Below are 18,718 nucleotides of genomic sequence, written 5' to 3' on the forward strand. Positions count from 1 at the left end.
TTGAACAGATCGTTTGGGATGAAGGAGCGATTCCGGAAACATCGCATTGATGGATGGCAAGACCAAAATCGGCTTATCCATCTAAAGTGGACGCTCGGTTTGAAGGCGGTGCTGTCATCGCAAATCCGGTCCCTGAAAAAAGATGCACTGAGTAAAGAATACATCGATGCCGTCATTGCACAGGCACTTCAGGAAGCAGCGCAACAGATTAAAGGTAAAGGCATTACGCCGTTTCTGTTCGGGAAAATTAAAGATCTGACCGACGGGAAAAGTCTGGAGATAAATAGTGCATCGGTTAAACATAATGCGCACATCAGTGCACAGCTTGCCGTTTTATACGCTCAACAGTAGGAAGTCCGATTTCGGGCTTCTTTTTTATTTGCCGGTTTACTAAGAAATTCAAGATAGCGGGAGACATGCATTTCACGAACGCAGGTTTCCATAACCGGGGCGGAAGGGTACAGAACAGGAAGGAGTGGATGGCATGAAAACGGAAGTCTTTATCAGCGGCGGAGGTATCGGTGGACTCACACTCGCACTGAAGTTGGCGAAACGGGGCATCGACGTCGTAGTGGCCGAAAAACTCCCAGGCGAAACCCCGGTCTATAAGGGAGAACTTTTACAGCCGAAGAGTATGCAAGTGTTTGAAGGACTCGGACTTGATAGTGAAATCCGTTCATTCGCAAATGAAATCCGCGTGCTGGATTTACTGGAACTGTCTTCTTCACTGCAAGTGAAGGACCGGTCCTTCATGGACTACAGTGTCCTGCCCGGAAAGTTCAACCGGGCATTTATGATCCGACATGAACAACTGAAATCCATCATCCGGAATGCCGCTCTTCAATATCCGCATTTCCATTATTTTAGCGGTACAGCCTGTAAGGAATTGACAGAATCCAAAGCGGTCCTGCAGTTGGGGAAAGATAAAACAGAAGTGGAAGCCCGTTACTTTTTCGGTGCAGAAGGCAGAGCTTCAGTCACGCGGAAAGCGATGGGAATAAGCGTAAAAGCTGCAGAGTACAATCATCATTTTTTGACCGTCACATTTCCCCGTCGGCCGGATTTCACCGATGGCCGAATCATTTCAACATACAATCGTTTTCTCGGGCTTTTTCCGCTTCCGGATAATGAAGTCAGAAGTGTATACCTGATTTCTCCCGGAGAATACAAGCAGCTGAAGGAAAAACCGGTAGAGTATTTTCATAAGATGTATACAGATTTGGCTCCGTCAGTTAATGGCTATGTTCAACAAATTACCAGTTGGAAAAAAATCCAGCTCATGATTCCGATCCAGTACCATGCCTCCAGCTATGTTAAAGGAAACAAAGCCATCATTGGCGATGCTGCCCACGCGGTTCATCCAATGGCTGGAGAAGGAATGAACATGGCTATCCAGGATGCGGATATATTGGGGGAATTGGCTGCTGATATGATCACTTCCGGGCATACAGATCCTGAAAATTTGCACTGGTACGAAAAGGTGCGCTACAGCCGGGCTGCTTATGTCCTTGGGTTAAGCCACTTATCAGCACTGGCATATTCATTCCCGTACAAGCCCGTCAGCTATCTGAGGCGGCGGACTTTTGAGCGGATGGAAGAAGATCAGTTTTTGCATTATAAACAGATGCTGAATATTTCGGGCATGGGCATATGGAAGGAAAATGCAAGAGACCGCCTGATTCAAAGCGGTGTCCTGCCAAGAAGAAAAAGGGGACCGACCCTCGATATGAAAGAACGAAATCTATTTGCGAAAGAAGATGATTACCCGTGGAAAGAAGAGGGACTTACATGATGGATATCATGAAAATGTTGCGGGCCAGAAAATACATGAAACGAAATGAGCCCTTTCTGGCCAGCTGGCATGCGTATATCGGTTATGAAATGGGTTTATTCACCGCATTCGAACGCCCTTTTACAGTCGAGGACGTGGCTGACGCCTATGGAATCGATGAAGTACTGCTGGAGCAGTGGGTGAAAGTCGGATTGTCTATCGGCCATTTAAAAGAAGCAGGGCGCAATCGTTACCGGCTTAAAAACAGATGGAAATTGCCGAAACCGAAAGGCCAGAATTCATCAGGTATAATTTTAAAAGAAATGATGGAATTACATATTCCGGCACTGCTGAGCTATCCTGATATCATGCGCGGAGGCGAACGGAATCATTTTGATGAACGCCGGCATGCAGACATGGTGGCTGAAACAAGCAGATTACTGGAAGTTGCAGCAATCGGAAAAGTTGCCAGACAGCTGCGGGATTTGAAGACCGGTACAGTGCTTGATCTTGGCTGTGGAGAAGGCGGCTATATCAAAATGCTGGCAAAGCGGTTTCCACAAATCCAGTTCATTGGGGTGGAAGTGAGTGATTCTGTCGCTGCAACAGCCCGGGAAGTAAACGCAGAACAGCCGAATGTTGAAATTGTCTGCAGTGACTTATGGGACTTTGAACCGGATGGTGATGCGGATGTGATTCTCATGAACAATGTCCTGCATTACATTCCGTTGGATCAGCGGGCAAAACTGTTTGGCCGTCTGTCTGACTGGCTGAATGATAACGGCGTCCTGGCAATCGTGACACCGATCGCCGGCCATGCGGACAGCCCGCCTTTCGCACATGCATTTAACAGCTTCTTCCTGTCATTTGATAATCTATACCGCCTGCCGGCAGAAGATGAACTTAAACGATGGGGAGTGGAAGCGGGGTTCGACTTCTTGGGGTTCCAGACAGTCGTCAAAGAAGGCAGCTGGTATATCGCCCAATACCGCAAGGAATTCAAGTCTGCATAGGAAAAGGAGATCCGCATCGGCGGATCTCCTTTTATTTGCGCAATGAACCAAGTTCAGCAGCAATGGCCTGCATTTCATTAGGGCTGAATGAATTACGGCTTTCTACCATATCATAAAGGTAGCGCAAGTCCTCGTAGCGTGCCATGTCAAAATGTTCAGGTTTAACTGCATCTGCATTGACCATACGAAGTTTTTCTTTAATCGCGCTGATCATGTATGTAATATTTTCATCTGTCGGTTTAGACAAATCCATGATAAATTCCTGCCTTTCATTGTATGGTGTTATTACTCACCAGTCTTAGTTTCCAGTATACCCTCTTCTTGATAGAGTGAAAAGGGCAGATGAATGGCGGTAAGTGTTTTTTTGTTTCATATGCCCTACGGCTCGCAAGTATGCGGTAAACAAAAACCCCGCTTTACATTCTTTATATCGAATGCGAAGCGGGGAAAGTCCATTATGTTATCGTTCCGGAACAGTATCAACTTTTCCGGTAGCAGCTTTTTCTTCACGAAGTTTGTCCGTAATAACTTTTGCTTCGACCGCAATGACGCCGGAAAGACCGAGAAGACCGATCAAGTTCGGAATGGCCATCATTGCATTCATCACATCCGCGAAAAGCCATACAATACCGAGTGGAACAGTAGCGCCGATAAAGACGACAGCGACATAGACGATGCGGTAAACAGTCAGTGCTGCTGCGCTGTGGAACAAATACTGAAAACATTTTTCCCCGTAATAAGCCCAGCCGATAATCGTAGAGGCTGCAAAAAACAGAAGGCCGATGGTGACAAGAATCGGACCGAAGTCACCCAGGAAAAATTCAAATGCCTGATTCGTGAGAATTCCGCCTTCAAAAGAGGCGTTTTCGCCGTACAACCCAGCCATTACAATGGTGAGGCCGGTGATGGAGCAGATGATGAGTGTGTCGAATAGCACCTGGGTCATGGAAACAAGTGCCTGACGGCCGGGAAGGTCCGTTTTTGCAGCGGCAGCTGCAATTGGAGCAGATCCGAGACCAGCTTCGTTTGAGAACACCCCGCGTGCAACACCGGCGCGGATAGCGGCACCGATTGCACCGCCGACCGCAGCTTCGCCGGTAAATGCGCTGGAAAATACGACAGCAATTGCTTCAGGCACCAATCCAAAGTTTGTAATCATGATAAAAAGTCCGGCAAGAATATAAAAGAGTGCCATGAATGGTACAAAATAAGAAGTCACTTTTCCGATTGTTTTAATCCCGCCAAGAATGACAAGGCCTGCAAAAATTGCCAGCACAATACCGGTGAGCCATTGTGAAATCCCGAATGTATTATTCATTGTCGTAGCGATCGCATTCGACTGAACACCATTCCCGATCCCGAATGCTGCAATGGAACCGAAGATGGCAAACAATACGCCGAGCCATTTCTGTTTCAGTCCACGTTCCAGGTAATACATCGGACCGCCGGACATTTCACCTTTTTCATCCTGTACACGGTATCTGACAGCCAGTGCAGCTTCTCCGAATTTTGTCGCCATCCCGAGGAAACCGGACAGCCACATCCAGAATAAGGCACCTGGTCCCCCGATGAGAATCGCCCCAGCGACCCCAACAATATTACCAGTACCGACGGTAGCAGCCATCGCTGTCGATAATGCTGCAAAGTGGGAGATATCTCCTTCTGATTCTTTGTCTTGCTTCGAAAAGACCAGTTTCAGGGCGGCCGGCAACAGGCGAACTTGAAGTAAACCAAGCTTGAATGTAAGGTAAAGCCCTGTCCCGACAATCCCGATCAGCAGCGGAAGCCCCCACAGGAATGCCGATATTTCTCCTAATACTCCTTCGAACCATGCCATTTCTTGTCCCCCTCTTAAAGCTGTTATGTATCGTGCTTCAGTTAAATATTTCAAAAATTCAGTGCCTAGTCAAGGTTTTTCGAAAAATAAACACATTGTAGTTTACATTAATGCAAAACAGGGAAAAATTCACTAAGTACAGAATAGTGATTAGACTAGGAGGAATTTGGAATGGCTAAAAACAAATTGATGACAGGTATAATGCTGGGTGCTCTCGCAGGAGCTGTGGTTTCACTGCTCGATAAAGGCACACGGCAGGATGTAATGAACAAATCAAAGAAAGTTGGTAATAACGCATCTTATTATGCGACGAACCCAAACGAACTGAAATCATCTGTTCAAGGGCAAGTGAGCCGTGCCCAGGCACTGTATCAGCACGTGCAGGATGATGTGCAGAATGTCACTGAAAAGGTGAATGAACTGAAAGAACTGACGCCTCAGGTCAAAGACATGGCCCAGGAAACGAAAGAAGCGTTTACTGACACAAAAGACGCTGTTGTAGATGCTAAAGAAGACGTTGTGGAAGTTCTCCATGAAGACCCGGAGAAATTGAAGCAGGAAATTTCTTCTAATTCATCGAACGGCGGTTCGTCCAGTAATAATTCATCGAACTCTAACAGCTCATCCCAAAACAAAACACAATGAACATTCATACATAAAAAGCAGGAAGGCAAAAACCTTCCTGCTTTTTATAATGGCTTATTTTCCATCAGGAAGAGAAGACCGGCCCTTGAACTCCTGAAGCTTCGTATCCATGTCGTCCACCATTGAGATCAGGCGGTCGATATCTTCTAAGTCTGTATGTTCCGGTTCAATGGAATCCAGCACTTCCAAAAACATGTTCAGACGCTGTCTCATATACTGAACTTGCTGCTGCTGGTTTGTTACTGATTTACCCAATTTGCTGCACCTCGCTTTATACTCGCCCCCTATCGTAGCGTATTTATCAGGCACAATCAATCATCAGCTGTCCCGTTTTTCAAGCGGACAGGAGAGAGGCGGACGAATACATTTCAGCTTTTTTCGTACAGAACCTTTTGATGTTCCAGGCTTTAGATATCTACTCTGAATTTATTGTTTTCATTGTATTCTAAATGTTTACACGATTGATGGGTTGTGCTAAAGTGAAGTTAATAAAAAGTAAGGGAGGGCTGATGAGGTTGATTAAATCTTTCATCATTATTAAATGAAGGAGGGGATCCGACCGCTTCGGCCGTTCAAGAGCCGAAAAGGAATTATGACTATAAAATTAGAAAAGCAACCATGAAGGTTCAGCCACGATCTGTAAAACAGACGCGGACTGAACCTTTTTATGGTAAACTGAATGCCGGATGCATCCGGGCATAAAAGGATATATGCTCATGCAAGGAGGTCATCATGGCAGATTTTTCACCAAAAGAACGCCGGCGATTTTGGATACTGGTCATTATTGTTGGAATCTCAGGATTTTCACAAGGAATGCTGTTACCGTTGATCGCAATAATTTTTGAGCAGGATGGCGTATCGTCATCGCTCAATGGCCTGACAGCTACAGGCCTCTACATAGGAATTTTGGCAATATCACCGTTCATGGAGCCGCAGCTTCGGCGATTCGGCTATAAACCGATTATTCTGGCAGGTGGCGGACTCGTCATCTTGTCGCTTTTTTTATTTCCGTTATGGAAAAGTGTGCTGTTCTGGTTCTTGCTTCGGATATTGATCGGTATTGGTGATAATATGCTCCATTTCTCGACGCAGACATGGATTACCAGCTTTTCACCACAGCAGAGCCTTGGGCGGAATATTGCGGTTTACGGCTTAGCGTTTGGTGTCGGTTTTGGTGTAGGACCGCTGTTCGTACCGCTTGTCGAAATATTTGAGGGCTTGCCATTTATCATCTCAGGCCTCTTGTGCCTGGCTGCCTGGTCGTTCGTGTTCATGCTGGGCAATGATTTTCCGGAAAGCTCTTCGGAAGAAATCACAGTGCTTGGCATCTTTAAGCGTTCAAAAGCTGCCTTGGCTGTCGCCTGGGTCGCTTTTTTGCCGCCGCTCGGTTATGGATTTCTGGAGGCATCCTTGAATGCCAGTTATCCGGTTTATGCCCTCCGGCAGTCACTTGATGTGTCGTTCGTCTCAATTCTGCTGTTTACATTTTCGGCGGGTGCCATTATCACCCAATTGCCGCTCGGCACATTGAGTGACCGAATCGGACGAAAACGGGTGCTATTGCTTGCGCTTGGCGGAGGGACCCTGTTCTTCAGTGCGGCAGGGTTTGCGGAACAGCAACCTTGGCTGCTGCTCGTCTTGTTTGCAATTGCCGGTATGTTTGTCGGTTCGACATTCTCACTCGGTATTTCGTATATGAGCGATTTGACACCCAAGAAGCTGTTGCCGACCGGCAATTTACTGTGCGGTGTGGCTTTCAGTGTCGGGAGCTTGCTTGGTCCGTTCATTGGCGGCCTGTTTATCCAGTATGCAGAAGGAGTCAGCTTCCTATTAATGATTGCCGGCATGCTTGCCGTGATTTTTCTGCTTGTCTTATCTACAGACACCCAGCGTGCGGAATTGCCGGCATCGGAGTAAGGACATGTGGAGATATCCGGATGCAACGCTCGGTAGAAGTCCGTTTCTTGCTCGTGCTGATTTTATGCAGAAAAAGAAATACCCGAACCTTTCCAGCAATCAATTTGCGGAAACGTACGGGTTTTTCTTTGTGAATCGATCAATTTTCCAGGTTACTTTAAAACCAGCTTCACAACTGCTTCCACTTGCGCAGTCTGCGGAAACATATCGACGGGCTGGATATACTCGACTTTATACAGTTTCGTCAGCTGCTGCAGATCTTTAGCTAAAGTCGACGGATTGCAGGAAGTATAAACAAAGCGCTTAGGTTTTACTTTAAGAATAGTTTTCAGCAGCGAGTCGGCAAGGCCGGTACGCGGAGGATCAACTGTAAGTACATCCGGCACATACCCTTCCTTGCTCCATTTTTCTAGCCATTCTTCTGCGGTCCCTGTCACGTAAGTCGTTTTGTTTTTATAGCCATGGGTCCAAGCGTTCCGTTTCGCATCTTTAATGCTCTCCGGCACAATATCCATTCCCCGGATTTCTTTTGCTCCATCAGCGAGCCACAATCCGATTGTCCCGACGCCGCAATAGGCGTCCACGATGGATTCCTTGCCTGTAAGGGCAGCGGCGAGTCTGACTTCACGATAAAGTTTGACGGTCTGTACTGGATTCAATTGAAAGAACGCCCGTGCAGATAAATCGAATGCCAGATCGCCGAGTTCTTCATGAATCGTCTCTTTTCCATACAAGGTGACAGACTGGTCACCGAAAATCAGGGAGGTCTGCTCTTTATTGATGTTCTGAACAATTGAGACGATAGCCGGATCAATCGTTTTCAACCGCTCCAGCAATTCCTTTTTTTGGGGCAGTTCGGATCGGGTCGTGACCAGTACTAATTGAATTTCACCGGTCTCAAGACCAGTCCGGACAACGATTGTCCGCACGAGTCCTTTCATTGACTTACCGTTGTAGATCGGGATATGCAAATCTTCCAGAATTTGTTTCGCTGCGTTTGTAACCCGGGTCGTGGCCGGGTGCTGGACAATGCATTGCTCAATATCCAGCAATTGATGAGATCCTTCCGCAAAAAGGCCGGCCATCACGTTGCCGTCTTTCTCCCGGACCTGAAACTGACTTTTGTTTCGGTAATACCAAGGGTCATCCATGCCAATCGTTTCTTTTACATCTATGTCTGCACCTTTTAAATACCGTTCAAGTGCCTGCACGACAAGATCCCGTTTTTCCACGAGCTGCTGGGGATATGCAAGATGCTGCAGCTGGCATCCGCCGCAGGCTGTATAAATCGGGCAGGGCGGCTCTTGCCGGTGCGGGGAAGATTTACGGATTTTCAGTATGCGCGCTTCCACAAAATTCCGCTTTACCTTTATGACTTGTGCCGTCACTTCTTCACCAGGCAGTGCACCGGAGACAAAAACGACGTTGCGTTTGAAAAAACCAACGCCTTCCCCGTTAATGCCGAGTCGGCGGATGGTCAGCGGGAATTTCTGTCCTTCTTCTATTACCGGTTTCGAGTTCATGTAAATTGTCACACCTTCCAGATTGCATCCCTCTATTATACAGCCAGTGTCTTTACGAGTAAATGTCGCGGAGTGCGACAGGCAGATCCGGGAACCGGAATTCAAATCCGTTCCGCAAAAGCACATCGGGGATGACTCGCTGTCCTTCCAGCACAAGCCGGCTTTTGTCTCCAAGTGCCAGCTTTAAGGCGATAGCCGGAACCGGGAACCAATGCGGACGACCGAGCGCTCTGCCCAGTTCCCGGCCAAATTCAGTCATCCGTCTCGGGCTGGGGGCTGTCACATTGAACGGGCCGCGCACTTGCCCGTTATCAATTGCAAAAATAACGGCGCGGGCAGCGTCGTGCAAGTGAATCCAGGACAGCCATTGTCGGCCGGATCCGACCTTGCCGCCGGTGAACAGTCGGTAAGGAAGGGCCATCAGCGGTAAGGCTCCGCCATCTTTGCCGAGCATGACCCCAAAGCGTGCCATCGCGGCCCGGGTTCCGGACTGTTTCGCTTTAGCGGCGAGTTGTTCCCAGTCACGGACAGTCTCGGCAAGGAAGTCACTCGCTGTCGCTGTGGATGCTTCTGTGTATGTAGCCGTCTCAGATGCAGGATAGATTCCGACAGCACTGGCATTCACAAGAACGCGGGGAGCTTCAGGGAGCGAACGAATAATCCGCAATACTTCCTGTGTTGCATCCATCCGGCTTTTGTAAATTTCACGCTGCTGCTTTTTGCTCCAGCGTCCGTCGTTGATCGAAGCGCCTGCCAGGTTGATAAAAGCATCCGTTCCGATGAGCTGCCCCTCCGGAACCGATCCGGTTTGCAGCCATTCTACATCATTCGGTCCTTTCGGATGCCGGGTCAGAATTCGCACTTCGTCGCCGCGCTCACGGAGCAGCAATGCCAATTCTTGTCCAAGGAAACCTGTTCCGCCTGTTATCGCTACTTTCATGTTTCATCCCCTCCATTATGGCTATCATACCCCAATCCGAGCGCAACCATGCGGATGCGTTGTATAATAATAAAGGAAGAGAGGTGCCGTTTATGCCGATCATCACGAAAATTACCCAACAAAAGAACAACCAGGAACGTTATAATGTTTTTCTTGATGAAAAATTCGCATTTGGTGTTGAGGAAGGAATCCTCGTCCGCTACCAGCTGACCAAAGGCAAGGAACTCGACCAATGGACAATCGAAGAAATGGTGTTTGATGACCAAGTCTCGAAAGCCTTCAATAAAGCCTTGACATACCTGAGTTTCCGTATGCGTTCAGAGGGGGAAGTCCGAAAAAAATTGAGGGACGCCGAGTATGGGGAAGCGGTCATTGATGAAGCAGTAAAAAAACTGTACAAGCTGAATTTTCTGGATGACCGGGCCTTCTCTGAAGCGCTCTTGAATACACAAGTAAAGACATCCAAAAAAGGCCCCCGTGCCATCCGGCAGGATCTTCAGCGCAAGGGAATCGATAAAGAAGTACAGCAGGAAGTGCTGGATGAGTATTCAGAAGAAGTGCAATTCGACACAGCTAAAGTTCTGGCAGACAAAATTGCCGATCGGGAATCCAGGAAGACACCGGTTCAGATCAAACAGAAAATAAATGACGCACTTCTCCGGAAAGGCTTTTCGTATACAGTCATTTCACAAGTGGTCGATACACTGGATCTGGAAAAAGACGAAGAGCAATGGGAAGATATGGTGGCGGTCCAAGGAGATAAATTATGGGATAAACATAGCCGGAAGCTGTCTGGCGGGGAGCTGAAAATGAAAGTGAAGCAAGGGTTGTATCAGAAAGGGTTTCCGGCTGATGTGATCAGCCAGTACGTGGAACAGAAGGAGCGCAATGATGAGTGAACAAAATAAAAATTACAGAGACATGAATGAAAATGAACTTCGCACGGAAATTGCACGGTTAAAAGAAAAAGCACGGAAAGCAGAACAGCTGGGAATTATCAATGAATTTGCCGTTTATGAACGGAAAGCCATTTTAGCGTCATCGTTTTTGGTTGACCCGGCTGACATTAAGCGGGGAGAGATTTACCGGATAGAGGGAGACCCTGATGTGTATTTCCAGGTCGATTATCTGAAAGGGCGGTTTGCCTGGGGCTACCGGCTCGGCGGAAAGCGCCATACAGAAGCACTTCCGATTTCCATGCTCCGCCCGCTGAAGGAAGGGAAGTGATCAAAATGCAGAGAAAAATCAATGAACTGACGCAGGAATTGCTCAGGGAAAATCCGGAACTAACAGAAGAAAAGGCCCGGACGTGGATTGAACTGCTTGTCTCCGATTTTGAATCATCCTATGCAAAAGCGGGTTACGACTACCGGGGATTCGGCGCAGCAGAGAAAATCGTGCGGCAGTGGATTGCAAGCTATGGGAGCCGCCTTCATGAATTTGCGACAAGCAATCCAAAGTATGCCCATCTGCTGAATGACCGGCTCCATTAAGAAAACGCACACCGTTGCGGTGTGCGTTTTTTAATCTGGGAGGAAATCCAGCTTTTTCTGCAGTTTATCTTCACTGAAAATCCAGCCGGTGTAAGAACTGATGACTTCATATTCATCATTGAGCGTCGCAACTGCAACGAACGGATAATAATCATTGCTTCGGTAGCGGAGGTCGATCAGTCTCATTTCGTAAAGATCATCAACTTTTCTGATTTCCCATCGGTAAATGGGGGAGAAAGACAAGAACGCAGCCATATTATGATCCTCCAGTGCTGCTTCAACAAGCGGCGACTGCGGAATCGGCTTTTTATGGAATTTATCATAAAGCGTAATGGAGCGGCCGTATGCCCGGCCTACGTAATAATGGTTTTTTGATACAGCGGCAATCCGCCATTGCAGAAAGCGGAGTGTCGGTGCGACGATGATTTCCTCTGCATCGGGGATCGTGCTTTTCACCGCTCGCTTTACCGCATACTGTACGGCGAATCGCAGCACGTAATAGAAAACCGCTATGATATACAGAATGCTTATCGTCCAAACAGGGTCAGCTCCGAAAAACCAGATCAGAAGGGCGATTACATGCATCCCGAATAAAATCGGATCAAATGTATTAATTACGCCGAGCGCGACCCATTTCTCGGAAAATGGCCTGAGCGCCTGCGTGCCATATGAATTGAATATATCAACAAACACATGAACAAAGACAGCCAGAAACGTCCAGAGCCATAAATGCAGTAAATCCGCTTCCGGTTCAAAAAGGAAAATCACGCCCGCTATTAAGAGAGGCCAGAGCAGGACTGCCGGAATTGAATGGGTAGCCCCTCGGTGATGGCGAATATAAATTGCATTATTTCTCAGTTTCAGAACCGTATCGATGTCGGGCGCCTGAGAGCCGATAATTGTTCCGGCCATCACGGCTGTCGCTGTGGCGGGATGGGACGCAACGGCAGGATCAACCAGAGCAAGCCCGCCAAGTGCAATGCCCATCACGATATGTGTTCCTGTATCCATAGCTTCAGCCCCTTCAATTGGTGTAGTCATCATTATAGTATATACCCTCAGTCGGGGCCAAATAATCGGCAAGTCAGGAGGAAACAAGTATCAAATTGAACATCCAGCAATTTCAACATGATCTTATTACTTGGTTCAAGGAAGAAAAACGGGATTTACCATGGCGGCAGACAGCTGATCCGTACCGGATTTGGGTATCGGAAATCATGCTCCAGCAAACACGTGTGGATACGGTCATCCCGTTTTATAACCGGTTTTTAGAAAAATTCCCGACACTCGAAGCGCTGGCGGGAGCAGAAGAACAGGAGATTCTGAAAGCGTGGGAAGGGCTCGGCTATTATTCCCGTGTCCGTAACCTCCAGGCGGGTGTGCGGGAAGTGTCAGAACAGTATGGGGGGACTGTTCCCGATACACGAAAAGACATTTCTGCGCTTAAAGGAGTCGGACCTTACACAGCCGGCGCGGTTCTCAGTATTGCCTATGGTGTGCCGGAGCATGCGGTTGACGGTAATGTCATGCGTGTTTTGTCGCGAATTTTGCTGATTGAAGAAGATATTGCGAAACCGAAGACGCGCAAGCGGTTTGAAGAAGCAGTCATGCAATTGATCAGCCATGAAGATCCTTCTTCTTTCAATCAGGGGCTGATGGAACTGGGCGCGCTGATTTGCACGCCAACGACCCCGAAATGTCTGCTGTGCCCGGTACGGGAACATTGTGCGGCATTCCATGAAGGGCGGCAGAATGAATTGCCGGTAAAAACGAAAGCGAAAAAGAATAAATCCGTTTCATTCCTGATGGCTGCCATCCGGCAAGAAGATAAATTCCTTGTTGAACAGCGGCCGGCACAAGGGCTGCTGGCCGGCATGTGGCAGTTCCCGCTGCTGGAGGCGAAAGCGGATCTACTGCCGGCTGAAGCGGAAGAGATCCTTACTGCTGTTTTAAAAGGAGACGTGGATCAGGCTGAAAAAGTTATTTCTTTCAAACACATATTTTCTCATATAACATGGGAAGTGGAAGGGTTCATTGCCGGTGGAAAAAACATGGAGGCACCGAACGGGATGCGATGGGTCACCGTCCGGGAAATGCATGAACTTCCAATGGCAAACCCGATGAAGAAAATGATTGAGGCGTTAAAAGTGAGAGGGGTATTGGAATGACAGAACAAAAGACAGCACTTGTCACCGGCAGCAGCCGGGGACTCGGGAAGGCACTCGCCATCGCACTGGCGCGGGAAGGTTACGATGTAGCGGTCAATTACGCGCGCAGCAAAACAGCTGCGCTTGAAACGGTAAAAGAAATTGAAGCGCTCGGCCGTAAAGCGGTGCTTGTCCGGGCGAACGTCGGCGATGTGGAAAAACTGCGGTCGATGTTTGAAACGGTACGGGAAGAATTCGGCCGGCTGGACGTCTTCGTCTCCAATGCAGCCTCAGGGGTATTGCGTCCTGTCATGGAACTTGAGGAATCGCACTGGGACTGGACGATGAACATTAATGCAAAAGCGATGCTGTTCGGCGCACAGGAAGCGGCCAAACTGATGGACCAAGGCGGGAAGATCATCGGCATTTCTTCGCTCGGTTCCATCCGTTATCTTGAAAACTATACGACAATCGGGGTGTCAAAAGCTGCAGTGGAGTCACTTACCCGCTATCTGGCAGTTGAACTGGCTCCGAAGGGCATTGCCGTCAATACGGTATCAGGTGGTGCGCTCGATACGGACGCGCTGAAACATTTCCCAAACCGTGAAGACTTGCTGGAAGATGCCCGAAAACATACGCCGGCCGGCCGGATGGTGGAAATCGAAGACATGGTCAACGCAGCATTATTTCTACTGTCTGATAAGGCGGATATGATTCGGGGACAGACAATTATTGTGGATGGCGGCCGTTCTGTCCTGATGTAAGGTCGTTGCAGGGACAGGTTGAACTGTGATAAGTTGGGGTATGAGTATACTGAGTAAATTAACCGAATCCCCATACGAAAAACAGGGAAATCAACAGTGTGCGTGGACGAAAAGGTGGGTTGTCGTATGATAGAAGTTCCTGCAGAAGGAGAATCGATACAAATCCACAGCTACAAGCACAATGGCCGGATCCACCGCGTTTGGCAAGAGACGACTGTGTTGAAAGGAACCCGTAATATCGTGATCGGCGGAAATGAACGGACACTTGTCACTGAATCAGATGGCAGGACATGGCTGACCCGTGAACCTTCGATCGTCTATTTTCACGCAGAGCATTGGTTCAATATTATCTGCATGCTCCGGGAAGATGGAGTGTATTACTATTGCAATATCAGTTCCCCTTTCGTATACAGTAATGAGGTATTGAAGTACATTGATTATGATCTGGATGTGAAAGTATTCCCGGATATGTCTTACACGCTGCTCGATGAAGACGAGTTTGAAGAACATAAGCGGCAAATGGGCTATCCTGACGTGATCGATCAGATTCTATACCGCAATGTCGACAAGCTGATCGGCTGGATTCAGCAAAGAAAAGGGCCATTTGCGCCGGATTTTATCGAAGTTTGGACGAATCGCTACCAATTCCATAAAAGGTACCGAATTCGTGAATGACGAAAAGCCTGTTGCCAGTCAACAGGTTTTTCGTTTTGTACGGAAAGGAGCGGTAGACAGATGAATGTGATGAAACGCTATATGCGTTTTGTCAGACCGTATTATGGGCAGATCGGCCTGACGCTGGCTGTCGGAATCCTGAAATTCGCGATTCCGCTGTTTATTCCGCTGCTGATTAAAATCGTTATCGACGATATCATTGGAGCAGAGACGCTGACAGACCAGGAAAAATTGAAACAGCTGTATTGGTGGCTGGGCGGCACAGCTGTTGTGTTTTTTATATTCCGGCCTCCAATTGAATATTTTCGGCAGTACTATGCCCAGTATGTAAGTAATAAAATTCTCTACGATATCCGGCAGGAGACATACGGCCATCTTCAGCAGCTCAGTCTCAAGTATTATTCAAATACACGTGCCGGTGAAGTGATTTCCCGTGTGATCAATGATGTGGAACAGACGAAGAATTTTGTCATGACCGGGCTCATGAATCTCTGGCTTGATCTGGCCACAATCTTAATTGCAATCGGTATTATGCTGACGCTGGATGTATCTCTGACCATTGTGACATTGCTTGTGTTTCCATTCTATGCATTCAGTGTAAAGTACTTTTTCGGCCGGCTTCGGAATCTTACCCGCCAGCGCTCTGAAGCATTGGCGGGAGTTCAAAGTTACCTGCATGAACGGGTCCAGGGAATGAGCATCATCAAAAGTTTCGCATTGGAAGACACAGAGCAGACGATTTTTGATAAGACCAACAATACATTCCTGGAAAAAGCGATCGATCATACAAAATGGAATGCCAAGGCATTCGCAGTGGTGAATACAATAACTGATGTAGCGCCGCTGCTGGTTATTGGCTATGCAGGTTATCAAGTGATCACCGGCGGCTTGTCAGTCGGTACCATGGTGGCATTCGTCGCCTATATTGAGCGGGTGTACAGTCCGCTGCGCCGCCTCGTCAATTCATCAACCACGCTCGTGCAGTCCATTGCATCGATGGATAGGGTGTTTGAACTGCTGGATGAACCATATGATGTAAAAGATCGGCCGGGCGCAAAAGACATCCGGACAACAAAAGGCAATTTGGAGTTCCGTGACGTGGCATTCAGCTACGAGGAAAAAGGCACTGAAGTGCTGCGTGATTTGAATTTTGCTGTGAAGCCGGGACAGACAGTGGCATTTGTCGGTATGAGCGGCGGCGGAAAGTCAACGATCATCAGTCTGATTCCAAGGTTTTATGATGTAACGGAAGGACAGATTCTCCTGGACGGCCAGGACATCCGGGGCATCACGACAACAACACTGAGGGATCAGATCGGCATTGTGCTGCAGGATTCCATTCTGTTCAGTGACTCGGTGAAGTCCAATATTTTAATGGGGAAACCGGAGGCGACAGATGAAGAAGTAATCGCTGCAGCGAAAGCGGCCAATGCACATGATTTTATCGAAGAACTTCCGGAAGGGTATGACACATTGGTCGGTGAACGCGGTGTTAAATTATCCGGCGGCCAAAAGCAGCGGGTGGCGATTGCCCGTGTGTTCCTGAAGAATCCGCCAATCCTGATTCTCGATGAAGCGACTTCCGCATTGGACCTTGAAAGCGAATCATTAATCCAAGATTCGCTTGACCGGCTGGCACGCGACCGAACAACATTGATTGTGGCACACCGGTTATCAACAATTACGCATGCAGATCAAATCTTGGTAGTGAACAGAGGACGTGTGGTAGAACAAGGGTCGCATGCAGAACTCATGAAAAAAGAGGGTGCATACTATAATTTATTTCAGGTGCAGCAATTAAGTCTGGACTGAAAAAGACCTTCCGGCAGCGGGGGTCTTTTTTTCTGTCTTTTTGAAAACAAATGGGTATTTCGGTAAAAGCTATTGAATCAATACTAATTCGCTGTATAATAAGAATCATATGAAAATTTCAGATAATAGAAAGTGAAAAGGGGGAAACGGCATGGCTGAACGCCAGAAAGTGCTGGATGTGAAAGGACTCAGAACTACCTTTTTCACAGATGACGGGGAAATCCCGGCTGTTAACGACATCGACTTCCACGTGCGCGAAGGCGAAGTGCTTGGAATTGTCGGAGAATCAGGCTGTGGAAAAAGCGTGACGTCCTTATCGGTGATGGGGCTCGTGCCAAGTCCGCCAGGAAAAATCACAGGCGGCGAAATTCTATTTCAAAATACGGATTTGACAAAAGCAAGCGAAAAAGAAATGCGGGGAATCCGCGGAAATGATATTGCAATGATTTTTCAGGAACCGATGACTTCGCTGAATCCGCTCTTTAAAATTGGGAATCAGCTGAAGGAAGCAATTCTGGTTCATCGGAAAGACTGGTCGAAAAGGCAGGCTCATGCAAGAGCAATTGAAATGATGCAGCTGGTCGGGCTTCCGCGGGCAGAAGAATTGATGGGTGAATATCCTCATCAATTGTCAGGCGGAATGCGGCAGCGGGTGATGATCGCAATGGCACTTCTTTGTGAGCCGAAACTGCTGATTGCGGATGAGCCGACAACAGCACTTGATGTAACGATTCAAGCCCAAATTCTTAAATTGATGAGCGAGTTGAATGAACGGCTCGGAACCGCTGTTATTCTGATTACACACGATTTGGGCGTAGTAGCAGAAACTTGTCAGCGGGTTGTTGTCATGTATTCCGGCCGGGTTGTTGAAGAAGGACCGGTCGACACGATATTTAAAGATCCGCAGCATCCATACACCCGCGGGCTGCTTGCTTCTGTACCGGATACCCGTTTCAAGAAAGACCGCTTGTATTCGATTCCCGGAAATGTGCCAAAGCCCGGATCCATCAAGACGGGCTGTCCGTTCGCTCCCCGCTGTGAACATGCTTGGGATCGCTGCGTAACTGAAACGCCGCCGCTGTATGATACTGCCTCGGATCATCGGTCACGCTGTTTCTTATATGATCCGAAGGAGGTAGACGCAAATGACAGAACCCCTGTTAAAAGTTGAGGGATTAAAGAAGTACTTCCCGATCCATTCGGGCGTCTTCGGCCGTGTCCATAATTATGTGAAAGCCGTTGACGATGTTTCATTTTATGTGAATGAAGGGGAGACCCTTGGCATTGTAGGTGAATCGGGCTGCGGTAAGTCCACGACAGGCCGTTTGCTCATGCGGCTGCTTGAGCCGACTGAAGGCAATGTATATTTTAATGGCCAGGAACTGACAGCCATATCCAAAGAAGAGATGCGAAAGATGCGACGGGATATCCAAATGGTCTTCCAGGACCCTTACGCTTCTCTGAATCCGCGGCATACTGTTGAAAAGATTCTGATGGAGCCGCTGAATGTCCATAATATCGGCAATCCGAAGGACCGGAAAGCAAAAGTATATGAACTGCTGGAAACCGTCGGACTCAGCAGTTATCATGCGAAACGCTACCCGCATCAATTCTCGGGCGGTCAGCGTCAGCGCATCGGCATCGCCCGGGCACTGATGACAAATCCAAAGCTCATCATTGCGGATGAACCGGTATCAGCACTCGACGTTTCCATTCAGGCGCAAGTGCTTAATTTAATGCAGGAACTGCAGCAGAAACTGAAACTGACCTATATATTCATCGCCCACGATCTTGGTGTGGTCCGCCATATCAGTGACCGAGTGGGCGTCATGTATCTTGGAAATATGGCGGAAATGGCGTCGAGTGAAAAATTGTATGAAAAGCCGCTGCATCCGTACACGCAGGCACTTTTATCTGCTGTTCCAGTTCCGGATCCTGATTTTGTGCGGGAGCAGATTGTGGTTGAAGGGGATATCCCAAGCCCGGCGAATCCGCCGTCCGGCTGCCGGTTCCATACACGCTGTCCATTTAAGATGGATATTTGTGAAAAAGTTATCCCGAAGTTCGCGGAAGTTGAAGAAGGTCATTATGCAGCCTGCCACCTTTATGAGGCATCAAGGCCGCAATGATAATAAAGCAAAAAGAAAATGGAGGGGTCAAATTGAGTGGGAAAAAGCTATG

At 48.0% G+C, this 18,718-nt stretch carries 20 protein-coding genes; 14 read left to right on the forward strand and 6 right to left on the reverse strand.

All coding sequences use genetic code 11. The annotated features are described in order from the left end of the window. The 3 genes from B0X71_RS04730 to B0X71_RS04740 all read left to right on the forward strand — a co-directional run bounded on the left by B0X71_RS04730 (nucleotide 1) and on the right by B0X71_RS04740 (nucleotide 2,784). Nucleotides 1-351 (forward strand): pseudouridine-5'-phosphate glycosidase, encoded by a 351-nt coding sequence (locus tag B0X71_RS04730; RefSeq protein ID WP_232336787.1) that lies wholly within the window; start codon nucleotides 1-3, stop codon nucleotides 349-351. Between the two features lie 133 nt (nucleotides 352-484). Further along, the gene (locus tag B0X71_RS04735; protein ID WP_077588368.1) at nucleotides 485-1,792 is read left to right on the forward strand and encodes an FAD-dependent oxidoreductase; all 1,308 of its coding nucleotides are present in this window, start codon (nucleotides 485-487) and stop codon (nucleotides 1,790-1,792) included. Further along, the gene (locus B0X71_RS04740) at nucleotides 1,789-2,784 is read left to right on the forward strand and encodes a class I SAM-dependent methyltransferase (RefSeq protein ID WP_077588369.1); all 996 of its coding nucleotides are present in this window, start codon (nucleotides 1,789-1,791) and stop codon (nucleotides 2,782-2,784) included. Before B0X71_RS04735 ends, B0X71_RS04740 begins: the two co-directional genes overlap by 4 nt. A gap of 31 nt (nucleotides 2,785-2,815) precedes the next feature. On the opposite strand, the gene B0X71_RS04745 is transcribed toward B0X71_RS04740, so the two are convergent. Beyond that, on the reverse strand, nucleotides 2,816-3,037 hold the full coding sequence (locus tag B0X71_RS04745; RefSeq protein WP_077588370.1) for a DUF1128 domain-containing protein: 222 nt from the start codon (nucleotides 3,035-3,037) through the stop codon (nucleotides 2,816-2,818). 207 nt (nucleotides 3,038-3,244) lie between these two features. Further along, nucleotides 3,245-4,621 (reverse strand): alanine/glycine:cation symporter family protein, encoded by a 1,377-nt coding sequence (locus B0X71_RS04750; protein WP_077588371.1) that lies wholly within the window; start codon nucleotides 4,619-4,621, stop codon nucleotides 3,245-3,247. A 171-nt stretch (nucleotides 4,622-4,792) separates the two neighbouring features. Here B0X71_RS04750 and B0X71_RS04755 point away from each other — a divergent pair, with 171 nt between their 5' ends. Beyond that, nucleotides 4,793-5,266, forward strand: a complete 474-nt coding sequence (locus B0X71_RS04755; protein ID WP_077588372.1) for a YtxH domain-containing protein — start codon at nucleotides 4,793-4,795, stop codon at nucleotides 5,264-5,266. A 54-nt stretch (nucleotides 5,267-5,320) separates the two neighbouring features. Here the strand turns inward: B0X71_RS04755 and B0X71_RS04760 are convergent, their stop codons facing one another. Next, a complete protein-coding gene (locus tag B0X71_RS04760; RefSeq protein WP_077588373.1) occupies nucleotides 5,321-5,521 on the reverse strand; it encodes an SE1561 family protein in 201 nt (66 codons plus the stop codon). 477 nt (nucleotides 5,522-5,998) lie between these two features. Between B0X71_RS04760 and B0X71_RS04765 the strand changes: the two genes are divergently transcribed. Beyond that, nucleotides 5,999-7,183 carry an MFS transporter gene (locus tag B0X71_RS04765; protein ID WP_077588374.1) on the forward strand — a complete coding sequence of 395 codons (1,185 nt, stop codon included), beginning with the start codon at nucleotides 5,999-6,001 and terminating at the stop codon, nucleotides 7,181-7,183. Between the two features lie 152 nt (nucleotides 7,184-7,335). Here the strand turns inward: B0X71_RS04765 and rlmD are convergent, their stop codons facing one another. Both rlmD and B0X71_RS04775 read right to left on the reverse strand, forming a co-directional pair. Further along, on the reverse strand, nucleotides 7,336-8,706 hold the full coding sequence (gene rlmD, locus B0X71_RS04770; RefSeq protein ID WP_077588375.1) for a 23S rRNA (uracil(1939)-C(5))-methyltransferase RlmD: 1,371 nt from the start codon (nucleotides 8,704-8,706) through the stop codon (nucleotides 7,336-7,338). Nucleotides 8,707-8,758: 52 nt separating this feature from the next. Further along, the gene (locus B0X71_RS04775; protein WP_077588376.1) at nucleotides 8,759-9,646 is read right to left on the reverse strand and encodes a TIGR01777 family oxidoreductase; all 888 of its coding nucleotides are present in this window, start codon (nucleotides 9,644-9,646) and stop codon (nucleotides 8,759-8,761) included. Between the two features lie 92 nt (nucleotides 9,647-9,738). Here B0X71_RS04775 and recX point away from each other — a divergent pair, with 92 nt between their 5' ends. The 3 genes from recX to B0X71_RS04790 are packed head-to-tail and all read left to right on the forward strand — an operon-like array spanning nucleotide 9,739 to nucleotide 11,139. Further along, nucleotides 9,739-10,545 (forward strand): recombination regulator RecX, encoded by an 807-nt coding sequence (recX, locus tag B0X71_RS04780; protein ID WP_077588377.1) that lies wholly within the window; start codon nucleotides 9,739-9,741, stop codon nucleotides 10,543-10,545. After that, nucleotides 10,538-10,873, forward strand: a complete 336-nt coding sequence (locus B0X71_RS04785; RefSeq protein WP_077588378.1) for a YfhH family protein — start codon at nucleotides 10,538-10,540, stop codon at nucleotides 10,871-10,873. The genes recX and B0X71_RS04785 overlap by 8 nt, the downstream gene beginning before the upstream one ends. A 5-nt stretch (nucleotides 10,874-10,878) precedes the next feature. Next, on the forward strand, nucleotides 10,879-11,139 hold the full coding sequence (locus B0X71_RS04790) for a YfhJ family protein (protein WP_077590898.1): 261 nt from the start codon (nucleotides 10,879-10,881) through the stop codon (nucleotides 11,137-11,139). A gap of 30 nt (nucleotides 11,140-11,169) precedes the next feature. Here the strand turns inward: B0X71_RS04790 and B0X71_RS04795 are convergent, their stop codons facing one another. Next, complete coding sequence (locus tag B0X71_RS04795) at nucleotides 11,170-12,150, reverse strand: metal-dependent hydrolase (protein ID WP_077588379.1); 981 nt, start codon at nucleotides 12,148-12,150, stop codon at nucleotides 11,170-11,172. Between the two features lie 95 nt (nucleotides 12,151-12,245). On the opposite strand from B0X71_RS04795, the gene mutY reads away from it, so the two are divergent. From mutY to B0X71_RS04825, 6 genes are all read left to right on the forward strand, one after another. After that, a complete protein-coding gene (gene mutY / locus B0X71_RS04800; RefSeq protein WP_077588380.1) occupies nucleotides 12,246-13,307 on the forward strand; it encodes an A/G-specific adenine glycosylase in 1,062 nt (353 codons plus the stop codon). Beyond that, a complete protein-coding gene (gene fabL / locus B0X71_RS04805) occupies nucleotides 13,304-14,050 on the forward strand; it encodes an enoyl-[acyl-carrier-protein] reductase FabL (protein WP_077588381.1) in 747 nt (248 codons plus the stop codon). The genes mutY and fabL overlap by 4 nt, the downstream gene beginning before the upstream one ends. Nucleotides 14,051-14,179: 129 nt before the next feature. After that, on the forward strand, nucleotides 14,180-14,725 hold the full coding sequence (gene ntdP, locus B0X71_RS04810) for a nucleoside tri-diphosphate phosphatase (protein ID WP_077590899.1): 546 nt from the start codon (nucleotides 14,180-14,182) through the stop codon (nucleotides 14,723-14,725). Nucleotides 14,726-14,785: 60 nt separating this feature from the next. After that, nucleotides 14,786-16,537, forward strand: coding sequence for an ABC transporter ATP-binding protein (locus B0X71_RS04815; RefSeq protein WP_077588382.1), 1,752 nt, complete (start codon nucleotides 14,786-14,788; stop codon nucleotides 16,535-16,537). A 151-nt stretch (nucleotides 16,538-16,688) separates the two neighbouring features. Next, a complete protein-coding gene (locus B0X71_RS04820; RefSeq protein ID WP_077588383.1) occupies nucleotides 16,689-17,708 on the forward strand; it encodes an ABC transporter ATP-binding protein in 1,020 nt (339 codons plus the stop codon). Further along, a complete protein-coding gene (locus B0X71_RS04825) occupies nucleotides 17,683-18,666 on the forward strand; it encodes an ABC transporter ATP-binding protein (protein ID WP_077588384.1) in 984 nt (327 codons plus the stop codon). The genes B0X71_RS04820 and B0X71_RS04825 overlap by 26 nt, the downstream gene beginning before the upstream one ends. Nucleotides 18,667-18,718 lie beyond the last annotated feature (52 nt).

Source organism: Planococcus lenghuensis, assembly GCF_001999905.1.
GTDB classification, from domain to species: domain Bacteria; phylum Bacillota; class Bacilli; order Bacillales_A; family Planococcaceae; genus Indiicoccus; species Indiicoccus lenghuensis.